The sequence below is a fragment of the Pseudolabrys sp. Root1462 genome, from assembly GCF_001426945.1.
Taxonomy (GTDB): domain Bacteria; phylum Pseudomonadota; class Alphaproteobacteria; order Rhizobiales; family Xanthobacteraceae; genus Pseudolabrys.
Genome location: NZ_LMFS01000001.1, coordinates 1737430 through 1751262 on the forward strand (window position 1 = coordinate 1737430; position 13833 = coordinate 1751262).

The following is a 13833-nucleotide window of genomic DNA, read 5'->3' on the forward strand; positions in this document are numbered from 1 at the left end:
GCCTTGCGGGCGATCCGGTCGGCCGCTTCTGGGCCGGCATCGGCGAGGGAAATTTCTACGATCCCGTGGCCCAGGCTGACGGCCGTTACTACGGCATGGGCGAACTGACGAAGGTGCCGTCCGTCTCGCAGCTCATCAACGGCAAGGCGGAACGTGTGGTGTTCAGCATGTCGGGCATCAGCGAGCGCGTATTGCAGATCGCCAACGGCGAAGCGGTTGGGGTACGCGGTCAGGACGTGCGCTTGATGCTGATCGGGTTTGATGCAGATTGGCAATGCCTTGGGCCTGGCGTGCAGCTTTGGCGCGGGGAGGCGGATTATCTGACTGTCTCGCTCGACTCGAACGGCGGCATTCAGACCCGCACGGTCGAGCTATCGGTCGGCTCGCTGATGACCAATCGCCGCCGTTCGCCTTACAGCTACTTCACCGACCCGGATCAGCAGGCGCGTAGCCCGGGCGATATCTTTTGCGAGCGCACGCCGCTCTATCAGAATAGTGTCGGCAAAAAATGGCCTTGACGATGGCCTCATCCGATCTGCGGCCCGCAACGCGTTCGGAACGTTTGGCTGTGTTCCTGTCGGAGGCGCCGCGGCAGCCGTGGGATGTGCGACACTCGAACTGCATGACGTTCTTTGCCGACTGGTTGTCGATTGAAACCGGGATCGATTTTGGCAATGTGGCGCGGACGTTCTGCAAATCCGCGCACGAACAAATGCGGCTGATGTCGGATTTGTCGGAAGCCGTACCCGCCTTCGATCGGTTGCTCTCCCGCCACGGCATCAAACGAACAGCATCACCAGTGCTCGGCGATGTCGGGTTGTTGTGGACGCCGGCTCCTGGTGGGCGGCGACTGTTGGCGGGAGCGATCATGACAGAGGGTGCATGGGCGCGGCGAACCGAACAGGGACTGGTCGTTGTTCCGGCCGTCCCTGTCGTAGCGTGGGGGATCTAGCGTGCCCGTCGCAGTCGGCGTGGCGCTGATCGAGCTGGCAGGTGGCGCGGTCCTGACGGCTGGACCGCTGGCGCTCGCCGAAATCGGGGCGGCCTCGTTTGTGGTCTCGGCCGCGACGGCGAGCGCGGTTGGTTCAGCGGCCCTCATCGCCGGTAGCATCGGCTTGAACTATGCGCTACGGCCGAAGCAACCGACGCTCAACGACCTTCCGAACCAGGCCTCCGGGACCGTTCCAATTCGGCAAGCCGTGCCGCCGCGACTTCGCGCTTACGGTCGCACCCGCGTGGCAGGTTGCTACGTACTGTTCGAAGCGGTCGATGGCACCTCGGTCGATGTCATCGCGTTTCATTCCGGCAAGATGCAGACCTTCCTCCAATTGTATCTGCATGATGATCTGGCATCTGTGCAGCCGGACGGAACCATTACGGGGGCGGTTGCCTCAGATGGACGATACGCCAGCGGCATCGCTATCAGCTATCGGCTCGGCCTTGATATCGAGACGGCTCATCTCGGCGCAACGTCGCGGCTGCCGAACATCTGGACCGAAGCGCACCGCGGCGACGGCATTGCCTCGCTGTGCCTGATTTGTCAGGCTGTGAAGTCGGAGGATTTTTCCAATAATTATCCGCACGGTAAGCCGGAGCCATCGATCGTCGGCGACTTTACGCCGATCTTCGATCCGCGTGACGGTTCGCAGTCGCGCGGCAACGTCAATACGTGGCAATCGTCGACCAACCCCATTCTGCAAATCATCGATTTCCTGACCCGCGCCGATGGCGGCATGGGTTACGACTGGGACGATATCGTTACTCCCAATCTCACAGACCTAATGAACGAAGCCAATCTTTGCGACGCGCTCGTGCAGCGCGACGATGGCTCGTATGAAAAGCGCTATACTTCGGCGGGCTTCTACAGCTTCGACAATGAACCTGCCGCCGTTCTCGCGATGATGCTGGCGACTTGTGACGGTTGGTTGTCTCAGGATGGCAATGGCGCTTTGAAGATCCGCATCGGTGTCTATCGGTCTCCGACCGTGACGCTCGAGAAGGATATCATCGTTGGCTTCTCGATCGACCACGGCACGCAAGATGAGAATGTCGTCAACGAGATCACATGGACCTTCACCAGTCCGGACAACGGCTATCGCGAAATGCCCGGTGTGCCATGGCGCGATGAACTTGACATATCTCAGCGCGGCGTGACTCGCTCACATGCCGAGGCTCTGTCCTGGGTACAGTCGCACAGTCAAGGCCGGCGTTTGATGAAGCGTAAGATGGCGAAAGCCAATGCGCCGCGGCGTGGGACGCTTGTCACGACACTGGCGGGGATCGAAGCGCTCGGCGAGCGCTGGGTGCGTATCACCGACGACCGCCTCAGCGATCTAACCAACGCCATCGTCGAAATCGATACTGGCGAGATCGATCTCGAATCGGCTCGCATCACTTTCAACTGGACCATTGTCGATCCAACCACGATCGACGGGTGGGACCCGAGCGAGGAAGATTACGAGCCAACCCTTGCCACCCGCAATGTTCCGAGCGGCCCGCCAAAGCCGCAAAACCTGGACGGCACGATCGGTGGAGACGAAACGAACGGCTATTTTCTATCGATGGTGTTCGATGACCCCAACTATCCGGGCCTTAATTACCGGGCGCGCTGGCGACTGGTTGACGCCGGCTCCGGCTCGCCTGGCAGTTGGCAAGTTGTTGAAATTAACAATCCAACCGACGCTGGCGCAACTATCGAATTCAGTATCGTTCCGGTTCGGCAATGGGCTGACTATGAAGTTCAGGTAGCATCCATCGGGTTTCTCGGAAGCGCTTCGGCATGGTCCGACTCTGCGATTATCTCAATCGCTAGCAATTCACCACAGCTTTTGTTGTTTCCAACTGATCTAACAAATTCCGTTTGGACTAAATCAGGATTGACGGCGAACTATACGAGCGCCCTCGATCCGAGCGGAGGAACAAAAGCCACTCAATTGGTAGAGACCACCGCGACTGCTAACCATCTTGTCAGACAGGTTGTCACGGTTACCGCCGGTGTGGACTACGAATTCAAGATAGACGTCAAGGGGAAGTCGCGATCTATAATACTGTTGCGAGTTGGTGATGGTGGCGCCAATCTTTTCCAATCACGATATAATTTATCGACGACGGCTGCCTTCAGCAGCGCTGTAAGCGGAACCGGTGTGTTCGTCTCGGCCCAAGCGACCGCGCTCGGCATCGGCTGGACAGAAATTTCTATCGTCGGCCGCATTCCGGCGATTACCTCACTCTACTGCGAGGTCTACATCATGGACGGCACGAACATTGTTTATACCGGCGACATCGCTAAGGGCATGTTCTTGTACAACGGCTCGCTGAAACAAGTCTAAGGGTTTCACTTGTTGCCCGCGCGCGCGAGCGCCGTCGTTCAACTCCAAAACATCACCAGCAACGAAAAGGTGCTCGGCCATGGCTGACGCAGCAGAAATTTGGCGTGACTTCACGATCGATGGTGATTCTGGGTCGCCCGTATGGGAGCCCGAGAAATCAGCTATCCGAGATTGGGGCGCTGAGATTCAGATCGGCAATACCGCAGTCACCGGTGCTGTGACACTGACCGACGATCATCACAACAATATCGTCTTTCTCGGCGGCTCCGGCGTCTACGCCGTCACGGTCGGATCAATCACAGTGCCGAAGTGGCGCTGCCGCGTCGTCAATACCAGCAACTCGACAGGGCGATGTGTCGTCAACGGGAGCGACAAGCGTCGGTTATATCCCGGCATGCATGTCGATCTCTTCTGTGACGGAACGACCGTCTACATGGGAGAAGTGCCGAAGTGGCTTAATCTGAGCCCGGACCTTTATGTCGATCCGGCAAACGGCAGCGACGATCCGGCGGTTGCCGATGGCCTCGACACCGGCGCGCGCGCCTTTGCGACCCGTCAGGCGGCGATGGCGGCGCTCTATCAGGAGATCGAGGCCGGCGGCTCGTTTCCGACAATCCATCTCGCCGATGGCAATTACCCGGGAACGCTACAGCTCAACGCCAATCCGAGCGGCGCGACCGTCATCTTCTGGGAAGGCGCCAGCGCGCTCGGCGCGGTCTTTCAGGGTGTGACGATTATCGGCGATGGTGCTGTGCATGAAGTAACAAACATCAAGTTCGCCAGCATTCAGATGCATCAGTTCAGCGTGCTCGACGTTCTCACCGGTTGCGGCATCGGTGCGTTGACGGGATCGAACTCTGGTATTTCGATGGATGGCGCAGGTGCGACCATCAACATCAACAACAGCTTCACCGTGTTTGGTCCCATGAACTATCTGTTTCACGCGCCGTCGCCCGGTGCCATCAACATCGCGGGCAATATCACGATCACCTACAGCGGCACGCCAACAATCACGGCGTTGCTGCGCGCCATCGCCGGCGGCGTTGTTACCATTGGCGGTACGATCACCCATTCCGGATCGATCGCATCCGGCGCTCAGAATTGGATCGTCGGTCCCGGTGGTCTGATTTCGTTCGGCGGCACGTCGGCAAGTTGGCCCGGCACTGTTGCCGGCTCGCCAGCCCTTAATGCGGCGCCGACCGGATCGACGGGCTGGGCGGTTTAGGCAACCGAATCGGCGACGTAGAGGGAGGACTCTTCGTCCGTGGCATTGCGGTACTGCCACTTGCGATCGGTGCCGCGACGTCTCATTAAAATTCCGCCGGTGAGAATGCTGCCGGCTGTATCCCGATAAGTGACCAGCGGGGCCGGCGCGAAAGGTTGCCATTCGTGCGCGCCGAAACTTAGGCGGCGAAGGAAGCCGATTAGCTTGTTCATGGCGCGTGCCAGAAGTCGGCACGGTCGATAATGCGCTTTGATGTGGTCGCGCTACCGCTCGGGGCGCAATCGGTAACGAGCGGAAGCACTGCATCGCAGACCGGCCGGGCTGGCATGATCGAGGCCGCGGCAGCCATGAGCAGCGCAATTGCGCAGACGGCTATGGCGACGGCGCCATGCCATTGCGGCAGTCGATTGTGAAGCATTTGCGGGCCCTATCTTCGCGCCGGCCCGGCTGGTGCCGGGCGGGTGAAATTCGGCGAAGATAGGATGCCGACCCCGCTTATTCCCCGAAGGGTGTTTTATTCGGCGGGCCGCCCAACATAGGGAGCGTGCTCTGGTAGCACGCCACCTACGCCGGGTGGATTCCTATCTTCGCTTAGGCCGCAACCGGATTTCACGCCAGAAGGGCCGGGACGGAATATAGCACCCTCAATCCTGCCGTGTGAACCTGGTTATTGGCACGCGATATCCGGACGGAAACTGTGAATCTCTGGAATCCCTTAGCCTGTGAATTGCTGGTTTTTACGCCGCCTCCCGGCGGCTTTTTCTTTGCCTAAGGGCAGGGATAAAAACAGCAGGAGCGCAGATGCGCAGCTCGCAAGCCGCCTTCGACAAGATCGTGGGCTGGGAGGTTTCCAGCCAAGCGGTCTATCAGGCCAAGTACCGCCGGCCGGAATGGCCCGGTGAGCAGTCCGGGCCAACCGTCGGCATCGGCTATGACCTCGGCCAGACCGATAAGGCGACGATCCATGCCGATTGGTTCGGCCGCGTTCCGACATCGATGCTCGACTTGATGGTCGCGGCCAGCGGCAAGACCGGCGCGGCCGGCAAGGCGGCCACGGCAGCGATCCGCAACGACATCGATATCCCCTGGGAGGTTGCGCTCGCGGTTCACAAGGAATGCGTTCTCCCGCGATGGGAGGCCAAGGTCGCCAAGGCGCTGCCGAATACCGAATTCCTTTCAGCCGATTGTTTCGGTGTTCTGACGTCGTTGACCTTCAATCGCGGCGCGTCTTTCGCGGCCCAGGGCGACCGCTACATCGAAATGCGCGCCATCAAGGCGCACATGGCGGCCAAGGAATTCGCCAAGATCCCGGACGAACTGCGCGCCATGAAACGGTTGTGGCCCGATAGTCGCGGTTTGCGCGACCGGCGCGATGCAGAAGCTGCGCTGTTTGAACGGGGCCTGCACGCGCCAGTCGCTATGCCCACGCCGGCAGCGCCGTCCCAGGTGCCGCCGATCACGCCCCAGCCTGTTCCGCCCGCGCCGGCCGGCATCGACCCACCGCAAGCGGCCTCGGCCTTCGAACTCATCGCCAAACTCATCACCGCCATCATCGGCGCCTTCAAAGGAAGCAAGTCATGAACTGGGGTGATCTCGGAAAGACCCTTCTCTCGCTCGGCCTGCCGAGCCTCGGCACGGCATTGCTCGGCCCGCTCGGCGGCACGGCCGGCAAAGTCATCGCCGACGCGCTCGGCGTGCCGGCGACGCCGGCGGCGGTGAGTGCCGCGCTCTCGACTGATCCCGAGGTGCAGAAGAAACTCGCCGAGACGGAAGCGGAATGGGCGCGCACCACTGCGGCGATTGCCAATGCCAACGCCCAGCAAGGGCAGGCGATCAACACGACGATGCAGGCAGAGCTCGCCGCCGGCGTGTCGTGGTGGCACTGGCGGCATCTCATCGGCTACGTGACGATGCTGTGGCTGCTGGCGCCGCTGCCGTTCGTCTGCTTCGGCATGTGGCTCATGATCTCGAGCGGGAAGGCGGACGCGCTGACCGCCATCATTGCCGCCATGGGCACTTTGGTGAGCTGGGTCGCAATCTCGGCCGCGCTCAATGGCTACGTCGCGACGGACACGACGAAGCGCACCACGGCGGCGGCGGCCGGCGAACCGGTGACCGGGATCCTCGGCGGCATCATCAAGGCTCTCGGAGGCAAACGGTAATGGCGGCGGAAACCAAGGTGCTGCGCCTTCGCGCTGACTGGTCATTTCTCAGAGAGATTATCGACCGGCGGTGTCACCTCAACAAAATTGGGAAACGGACAAGGCCGCTCGACGAGGCGCTCGAGCGCGAAGTCGAGATCTTTAAGGATCACTTTCACGATCTGAAGGGCGATGGCGAGATACTGATCGAGTACGTCCCGTCGCGCGAACTCATGTCCGCCTTGGCCGAAGTCGAACTTCAGTAGCGCGTAAAGCAAGCGGCACGAGCGAGCGCGACGAACGTCCGCCCGTGCCTGACCACCACCAGCACACTTTTGGGGGATGCTGATGACGGCTATCGACAATGGAACCATGCCCGGAGGCCGCGCGCCATGGGGAAGGGAACGATAATGGCCCTGTCAGAATACATCGCCCTGGCAGGGTTAACGCTTAATATCCTCGTCGCCGTCGTCGGCCTCACCTGGTTCGTCAGCAAAATCCGGGAAACGGTCCGCGACGAGATCGCCACGCACCGGGAAAAGTTCGATGGCGAATTGCATTCGCTTAGACTGAACACTGGCGAGATCGCCGCCGCGCTGCGGCAAAAGATCACCGAAGTCGAGCTTTTCAACCGGGACACCTTCATGCGCCGGGACTCGTTCTATGAGGCCATGAAGGGCTACGGCGCCGACATCCGCGACCAATTCGGAAAGGTCGAGCAGCGTCTCGAGCGGATGGAAAGCAAGATCGACTCCAAGGCCTGACCGGCACCCCGGCCCGCCCCGACGATCGGTAGCCCGGTCGCCACAAACCTCCCGCCCACAACCCGGAGACTCCACCATGACGCGGTTCATCGCCGCGGTCGCGATGGCGTGCGCCTTTGCGCTCGCAATCCCGTCCGCAGACGCCAAGCCTCGCAAGGCCCGTATTGCCCATGCCGTGGCCGCACAGTGCTTCTCGACCGCGCCGGGGCGCGAGGCCTGTCCGAATGCCGCCGCGCCTGTCGCTGACCGCCGCACCGCCCGCGTGACCGATGCCAACGGCAACGGAGCCGGGGAAATCCTCAGCGGCCGTCCGGCCGGGTGTCCGCACCGCTTCTGTGGCTGTGAGGCGTCCCTCTACGTCTTCGGCCGGATCATTCCCAAGCTCAACCTGGCGGCCAACTGGCGGCGGGTATTTCCTCGAGCTGCGCCGGCGCCTGGCATGGCGGCGGCCCGGTCCGGCCATGTCTTCGTGCTGATCGCCCACGTCGAGGGCCGGCTGTGGCTGGTGCATGACGGCAATTCAGGCGGGGGCAAGACCCGCCGGCATGTCCGTTCGATCGCGGGCTACACCATCGTCAATCCGAATGCGCGGGTCGCGGGGCTATGAGCGCCCGCTTCAACAATCTCCGCATCGTCCGGCAAGTGCCGACGGCGGGCGAAGCGATTGCCGGATGGATCGGGCTGTTGTTCGCGCTTCTGCTGGTGGTGCTCGTCGGCAGTCTGCTGGGGCAGTTCTTTCCGCAGAGCTATGGGTGACCGCTGCAATCATCGCTCAACAGAAAGCCCGGCCATAGTGCCGGGCTTCTTCGTTTCTGGGGCCGGGAAAAGTGGCCGGCCTCATACTTAAATGGCTCGGTGACCTTCTCGGCGGCCCGTTCGCCAAGGCAGCCGTGGATGCCTACAAGGTCAAGCTTGACGCCGAGAACAGCAAGGATTCCCACACGGCAGATTTGCTCGCTCGGGAGTTGGCAGTCCAGCAGTCTGAGATTGACGTTCAGGCGAAGCTCAAGACGGCGCAAATCGGCCATCCTTGGGAACCTGAAAAACTGTTCGCGTACATCATCGTTCTTTATTTCGGCAAGATCGTAGTGTGGGACAAGATCATCGGGAGCCTAGCGGGGTACACTCGCAACATCTTCAACACCGATGCGTTGACAGGTGATGCAGTGGGCTGGGCGGCCATGGTCATGGCCTTCTATTTCGGCAAACGCGGCGTCGAAAATGTCGCTCGCATTCTGAAGCGTTAGCAGCGGGCCGGCGTCCTGGTGAGACAGTCCGCCAGCCCTACGACCACAGACCAAGGGGGGCCTATGGCCGCTGGATGCAATGGAACCACACGATGCCGCCAGAATCCATGGGGTTCCAAATGATTGTCGATGCGACAATAACCGTCGGCAATATCATCGAGATTTCGGTAATAGTCGTCGGAGGCGTCACGGTGCTCGCCTCGCTGAAGAACACCGTTTTCAACATGAAGACCGACATCACCGACATGAAGATCGAGATCCGGAAAGTCGGAGAGGTGCTCGTGAAGATGGCCGTCACCGAGCAGCGCATCTCAAATGTTGAACAGGACGTTCGCGATCTACGGCACGGACATGGCTTCGTTCAGCGCGACATAAACGGTGAGTACCCGCCGCGCTGATGTGATAAGTCCACAGCCTGCCGCTCAAGCCACATCACCGCGTCTCCGACCTTCTGCGAAAGCCTCGTTGGCCATCGGTCTACGTAGGGCGTCAGAACGGTCGCTAGCCCGAGGCTTACAGCCGCCGCTGCCAAGGCCGCGGCGCCGCCGGCGAGCCCATAGGAATACTCCCGCAGCGCGATAACGATCGCCGGGACCATGGCGCAGACGATCGGCAGATGGATCAGGTAGAGCGTGAAGGAAATGCGGCCGAGCCAGAGCAGTGGGCGCGTCGCCAGCATATCCTGCAACCCCCTCGACATGAGCAGCGAGGCGACGACGAGGATGGCGCCAAGCTCGTGCCAAAATCTCGCCGTGTCCCATTTGCCGATGTATGGCAGCCAGTCGAACCACGGCACCGCCGTGCTGGTTGATGGCACGCCGCACAGGAACGCGCCTAACATGAAGACGACGATCGGCAACGCCGCCGTCCTGTTCTGCTGGGCTACGAACGCCGCCTCGCACTCCCGCATAATGGCGCCGACCGCGAACAGGGGCGAGTAATCGTACGGGTAGAGCCAGATATAGAACATGAAGCACGCGACCCGTGCGGCGCGGTTGGAGCTCAGTGCCGAGATGACAAAGACCGCGATCGATCCGATGAGTTCAACCCGCATTGTCCACAGGTTCGAGTTGTAAAGCGATTTGCCAGATACGAATGCTCCAGCGAGCATCTCCGAAACCATTTCCCGCCCAGACGGTCCGAAGTGATACCAGCTACCCAGCCATCCGCTGTGCGTGACCTGGGTGACGTCATATCCGGGAAGGGCGGACGTGCGCATCAGGAGGTATGGCAGCAGGCCAGTGAGCAGCATCGGCAGCGCCAAGCGGACATAGCGCCTGACTACCTGTGCCGGCACATCGAGCGACGACCTATGAAACAGGTCGGAAAGCACGAAGCCACTGAGCACAAAGAACACGCAGACCGCGCCGTTGCCGTTCCATAGGAAGGCTATCGGCAGGCCGCCAATCGTCGGATCAAACCGGGTATGCGTGTCGTTGGGATTGAACGTGATTACCGACGGCATCACCGCCAAAATCAGGTGACCGATCAGTACCACGAGGGACGCGAACCCGCGTAGCCCATCCAGATATTCGCGTCGCGCGCTTGTGATCGCCATAGTGCCTCCCCAAGAATGGGATAGAACCTAGCATTGCGGTCTGAAGGAGATCAACCGTGGCGCGTTATTAGGGCTGTGCCGAGCGGCCTAATGCTCCAATTCGGCCAGCACTTTTTCGCCGGCCTCTGTGATGACGTAGCAGACGTGTGGCGGCATCGCTGTAATGCCCGCTTTGATAATCAGGCCATCCTTGGCCATCCGCTCCGCCCGACCGGCGAAGCCGTTCCAGGGGCGCCACCCGCCGTGGGTCGCCTTTATGGCGCGCAGCATTTCAATCTCGTTCTGGCCTAGTGCGGTCATGGCGGGGCTAATCCTTCTCAGATTTTGAGTTCTCGTCGTGAACTGTGACGCCGCGATGTTGCCCGTCGTTCCATGCGCGCCACTCGGCGGTCATTTTATCGAACGGACACAGACGCGGGTCTACACCATGCAGCCCTGCGATATACCCCGCAGCATAGGCATCAACGCATGGGTCGCGGGGCTGCTGCATCCTCAGATCGCCGCTATCCATTCCCATGGCGGGGTTTCTCTACAGTTTGAGGGCGGTCGAAATCTCGGCTTCGACCTCACGCAATTTTGTGTAGGTGTCGTCCTCGGCCTCGCCGGGTGCACAGTCCTCCGGCGTCTCGCCCCGGATGCAGGCCATGGCTTGCCCGACGATCTCCTGCCAGCGCATCAGCGTTTCTTGGGGCACATTCACGGCGAGATTTCCTGACTATTTGCTCTCGGCAACTTGCCGAACAAAATCCAATGCCATTCCCTTGTCGCAGGATGGCGGCGCGTTATCGTGGCAGACAGCCGCGATTTGCTCTAGCTTGGCGGCCAGCTTGCCGATCTCGGCGCGGTTCATCACAGCCCGCATTTCGGCATCCGCAGCCTTTTCTTCAAGCTTGGCATAGGCCATCGCGTAGGCTTTGGCGGCATCGCTTCCGGGTTCGAGCATCGGCGGCGTCTCCTGTTAGGCAACGGTCAGATTGTGGCGGCGGCAATAGCGCCGGCAGGAAATCTTGGTGTCACCGCTAAAGACGACGCCGCGACCGTCGATCATAACGTGCCAGCGAGCGCCGTAGGCATTGAGTTTCAGGATGGTCGCGGCCATAGCTATTGCTCCCTGTTGAAAGCAATATACGCCCGCCCTTGCTTTCGTTCAAGACCTGTTTTATCTTGTGCGAATAATGGTGGAAAAACCCGAATATCGCGCCCTAATTCAGCCCGTCACCGGATTGTCGGAGGCGGCGCAACGGGAATTGCTGGCGCGTTTTAATCCGGCGGAAACATACGTTTGCCGTACCGCCGAGGATTTTGAATCTTTTATCAAGCACTTACGCCCGCCGCGCGTTGTCGCGGTCGCCTATGCCGGCCTGCTAGGCGAACAGCGCGGGAATAAGCTTGACCGTGTGGACAACATGGCTGGAACCAAGGCCGCTATCCACAGGCGCAGTTCCTACGTGGTCGAGGCGGGCGGTCGCGATAGCCGCAAAGCATGGGCCGCAATGCGCAAGGATGGCTGCGAGATGTGCCGGCGCCTGGCGCAGGGCCGCCGCTCGGCCCTCAACGGCCGGAAGGGTGCCGAACCCTACGAATTCACCGATGCGCAGTTGATGCGCTTCGCGCTCGAAATGGCGAAGCGATACCCGCCGAAGAAAGAGAAAACCGACCTGTCACCGGACGACCGCCGTCTCGCCAAGATCGCTGCGTACTGTAAGCAGATCAAAAAAGAGACGCCGAAGCGGACGTGGCTGAAAACGAAACTGCCCGCGCTCATGCGCGAGCGCAACCTAGGTTAGGAGGCCCCGGCCGCCGCGCCGGGTTTCGTCATTTCCGCGGTGCCGGCGGCGTCATCCAGCCAGTCTCACTCGGCCCGCTTGTCCGCTGTGCCGGTGCATCATCCCATGCCGGCCGGATATCCACCTTGCCGACCGTCTCACAGCCCTCACAGCGCAGGCGGGAAGCGATCGAAACCAAGGTGACCGCATCATCGAATCCCTCAATCGGCAGGCTCTTATAGCGTCCGCAGCGATATCCGGATTGGGGATTTCGGCCTTCACACCAGATATCGAGATGCCCGATTCTGAGGGAACGGACGTAGCTGATCGTAGGGGTGAAGGTCGGTTCGAAGCGGGGCATGGCGCCTGCTTAGCGGGCCTGCGAAAAGTTTTCCATGTTCCCGGCTTGTTCCGGTCTAAACCGGCCTTTTCCGGTCCAAAGTTTGTCAGGAGCGAATTTGCTAAGCGCATGAGAATATTAACGAAAACCCATCGGCAATAACTTATCAATAAAGGGTTGGAATATTGCTCCACACTCGCCTGGATCGAGGGACCTGCCGGTTCCTCGCGTGGGTCATGGTTAACATGAAGCAGACCGTCATCAAGACCGCGCTGGAAGGGCTGTACTTCACCGGCATGCATCACTGGATGCGGCCGCTGGTCGGCGGCGTCGGCGCCATCCTGACGCTGCATCACGTGCGGCCGCCGCGGAAGGATGCGTTCCAGCCGAACCGCCTGCTCGAAATCACGCCGGTCTTTCTCGAAGGATTGCTGCGCCGGCTGAAGCGCCGCAAGGTCGATGTGATCTCGCTCGACGAGATGCATCGGCGTTTCATCGAGGGCGACTTCAAGCGGCGCTTCGTCTGCCTCACTTTCGACGACGGCTACAAGGACAACCTGCGCTGGGCGCATCCGCTGCTGCAACAGTACGAGATGCCGTACACGCTCTATGTCCCGACCAGCTTTCCAGACCGGCTCGGCGAGCTGTGGTGGGTGGCGCTGGAGCATGTCGTGGCGCGCAACGAGCGCATCGGCCTGATGATCAACGGCGAAGAGCGCTATTTCGACGCCCGCAATGTGCGCGAGAAGCGCGAACTGTACGACGCCATCTACGGCTACCTGCGCAGCATGAAGACCGAAGACGAGGTGCGCCGCACGGTGCGCGATCTGTGCGCGACCTATCACGTCGATATCCCGGAGATCTGCCGCGACGAATGCATGGACTGGCAGGAGATCGCGCAGATGGCCGAAGATCCGCTGGTCACGATCGGCGCGCACACCGTGACGCATCCGATGCTGAAGAAGCTGCCGTCGGACGACGCGGTGCGCGCCGAGATGGAGCAGAGCCGCTTCGTGATCGAGGCGGCGCTCGGCACGCGGCCCGAACACCTGTCCTATCCGGTCGGCGATCCGACGTCGGCGGGGCCGCGCGAATTCAACATCGCCGCCGAGCTCGGCTTCAAGACCGCGGTGACGACGCGGCCGGGCGTGCTGTTCAAGGCGCATGCCGACCACCTGATGGCGCTGCCGCGCATTTCGGTGAACGGCGAATATCAGCAGCAGCGCTATGTGAAGGTGCTGATGTCCGGCGCCGGCACGGCGCTGTGGAATAAATTTCGACGCGTCAACGCGGCGTGACGCTTCCTGCATGATGATCTCCGGCTGAGGTGTGCGGCGCGCATGCGTCCGCGTTGCCGCGGCGCGATGGCGCCCGGGCTTTGGCCACTTGCCCCCGCCTCTGGAAAGGCGAGGGGGACGGCGCGCCGGAAGGCGCGACGTGCCTTATGTGCACGCGGCTTTTAA

The 13833-nt window shown here is 61.0% G+C and carries 20 protein-coding genes; 14 read left to right on the forward strand and 6 right to left on the reverse strand.

Annotated features, from left to right (window positions below):
* The first annotated feature begins 65 nt into the window (after positions 1 to 65).
* From ASD45_RS08565 to ASD45_RS08580, 4 genes are all read left to right on the forward strand, one after another.
* Positions 66 to 518 carry a hypothetical protein gene (locus ASD45_RS08565; protein WP_210168892.1) on the forward strand — a complete coding sequence of 151 codons (453 nt, stop codon included), beginning with the start codon at positions 66 to 68 and terminating at the stop codon, positions 516 to 518.
* The gene (locus ASD45_RS08570) at positions 509 to 952 is read left to right on the forward strand and encodes a hypothetical protein (RefSeq protein ID WP_162249400.1); all 444 of its coding nucleotides are present in this window, start codon (positions 509 to 511) and stop codon (positions 950 to 952) included. Before ASD45_RS08565 ends, ASD45_RS08570 begins: the two co-directional genes overlap by 10 nt.
* Position 953: 1 nt before the next feature.
* Positions 954 to 3329, forward strand: coding sequence for a hypothetical protein (locus ASD45_RS08575; protein WP_056911108.1), 2376 nt, complete (start codon positions 954 to 956; stop codon positions 3327 to 3329).
* 79 nt (positions 3330 to 3408) lie between these two features.
* Entirely contained in the window at positions 3409 to 4554 is a 1146-nt protein-coding gene (locus tag ASD45_RS08580) for a hypothetical protein (RefSeq protein ID WP_156380769.1), read from the forward strand.
* Here the strand turns inward: ASD45_RS08580 and ASD45_RS08585 are convergent.
* Complete coding sequence (locus tag ASD45_RS08585; protein WP_056911110.1) at positions 4551 to 4766, reverse strand: hypothetical protein; 216 nt, start codon at positions 4764 to 4766, stop codon at positions 4551 to 4553. The two genes, ASD45_RS08580 and ASD45_RS08585, sit on opposite strands and share 4 nt — an antisense overlap.
* Positions 4767 to 5355: 589 nt before the next feature.
* Here ASD45_RS08585 and ASD45_RS08595 point away from each other — a divergent pair.
* The 8 genes from ASD45_RS08595 (at position 5356) to ASD45_RS08625 (ending at position 9104) form a co-directional block, all read left to right on the forward strand.
* Positions 5356 to 6135 carry a hypothetical protein gene (locus ASD45_RS08595; RefSeq protein ID WP_056911112.1) on the forward strand — a complete coding sequence of 260 codons (780 nt, stop codon included), beginning with the start codon at positions 5356 to 5358 and terminating at the stop codon, positions 6133 to 6135.
* The gene (locus tag ASD45_RS08600; RefSeq protein ID WP_056911113.1) at positions 6132 to 6716 is read left to right on the forward strand and encodes a hypothetical protein; all 585 of its coding nucleotides are present in this window, start codon (positions 6132 to 6134) and stop codon (positions 6714 to 6716) included. Before ASD45_RS08595 ends, ASD45_RS08600 begins: the two co-directional genes overlap by 4 nt.
* On the forward strand, positions 6716 to 6961 hold the full coding sequence (locus tag ASD45_RS08605; protein WP_056911114.1) for a hypothetical protein: 246 nt from the start codon (positions 6716 to 6718) through the stop codon (positions 6959 to 6961). Before ASD45_RS08600 ends, ASD45_RS08605 begins: the two co-directional genes overlap by 1 nt.
* Positions 6962 to 7105: 144 nt before the next feature.
* Positions 7106 to 7459, forward strand: a complete 354-nt coding sequence (locus tag ASD45_RS08610; protein ID WP_056911115.1) for a hypothetical protein — start codon at positions 7106 to 7108, stop codon at positions 7457 to 7459.
* A 76-nt stretch (positions 7460 to 7535) separates the two neighbouring features.
* On the forward strand, positions 7536 to 8066 hold the full coding sequence (locus ASD45_RS23990) for a hypothetical protein (protein ID WP_244485260.1): 531 nt from the start codon (positions 7536 to 7538) through the stop codon (positions 8064 to 8066).
* Complete coding sequence (locus tag ASD45_RS23395; protein ID WP_156380770.1) at positions 8063 to 8215, forward strand: hypothetical protein; 153 nt, start codon at positions 8063 to 8065, stop codon at positions 8213 to 8215. The genes ASD45_RS23990 and ASD45_RS23395 overlap by 4 nt, the downstream gene beginning before the upstream one ends.
* Positions 8216 to 8286: 71 nt before the next feature.
* Positions 8287 to 8706 (forward strand): hypothetical protein, encoded by a 420-nt coding sequence (locus ASD45_RS08620; protein ID WP_056911116.1) that lies wholly within the window; start codon positions 8287 to 8289, stop codon positions 8704 to 8706.
* A gap of 92 nt (positions 8707 to 8798) precedes the next feature.
* Positions 8799 to 9104: a hypothetical protein gene (locus ASD45_RS08625; protein WP_156380771.1), complete on the forward strand. Its 306-nt coding sequence runs from the start codon at positions 8799 to 8801 to the stop codon at positions 9102 to 9104.
* Here the strand turns inward: ASD45_RS08625 and ASD45_RS08630 are convergent.
* The 5 genes from ASD45_RS08630 to ASD45_RS23405 all read right to left on the reverse strand — a co-directional run bounded on the left by ASD45_RS08630 (position 9068) and on the right by ASD45_RS23405 (position 11363).
* Entirely contained in the window at positions 9068 to 10264 is a 1197-nt protein-coding gene (locus ASD45_RS08630; RefSeq protein ID WP_056911118.1) for an acyltransferase, read from the reverse strand. The two genes, ASD45_RS08625 and ASD45_RS08630, sit on opposite strands and share 37 nt — an antisense overlap.
* Positions 10265 to 10351: 87 nt before the next feature.
* Positions 10352 to 10564: a hypothetical protein gene (locus tag ASD45_RS08635; protein WP_056911119.1), complete on the reverse strand. Its 213-nt coding sequence runs from the start codon at positions 10562 to 10564 to the stop codon at positions 10352 to 10354.
* 229 nt (positions 10565 to 10793) lie between these two features.
* Positions 10794 to 10964, reverse strand: a complete 171-nt coding sequence (locus tag ASD45_RS23400; RefSeq protein WP_156380772.1) for a hypothetical protein — start codon at positions 10962 to 10964, stop codon at positions 10794 to 10796.
* A gap of 15 nt (positions 10965 to 10979) precedes the next feature.
* The gene (locus ASD45_RS08645) at positions 10980 to 11207 is read right to left on the reverse strand and encodes a hypothetical protein (RefSeq protein WP_056911121.1); all 228 of its coding nucleotides are present in this window, start codon (positions 11205 to 11207) and stop codon (positions 10980 to 10982) included.
* A gap of 15 nt (positions 11208 to 11222) precedes the next feature.
* The gene (locus ASD45_RS23405) at positions 11223 to 11363 is read right to left on the reverse strand and encodes a hypothetical protein (RefSeq protein ID WP_156380773.1); all 141 of its coding nucleotides are present in this window, start codon (positions 11361 to 11363) and stop codon (positions 11223 to 11225) included.
* A 76-nt stretch (positions 11364 to 11439) separates the two neighbouring features.
* On the opposite strand from ASD45_RS23405, the gene ASD45_RS08650 reads away from it, so the two are divergent.
* Complete coding sequence (locus tag ASD45_RS08650) at positions 11440 to 12051, forward strand: hypothetical protein (protein ID WP_056911122.1); 612 nt, start codon at positions 11440 to 11442, stop codon at positions 12049 to 12051.
* Between the two features lie 564 nt (positions 12052 to 12615).
* The gene (locus tag ASD45_RS08655) at positions 12616 to 13668 is read left to right on the forward strand and encodes a polysaccharide deacetylase family protein (protein ID WP_244485262.1); all 1053 of its coding nucleotides are present in this window, start codon (positions 12616 to 12618) and stop codon (positions 13666 to 13668) included.
* Positions 13669 to 13833: the final 165 nt, after the last annotated feature.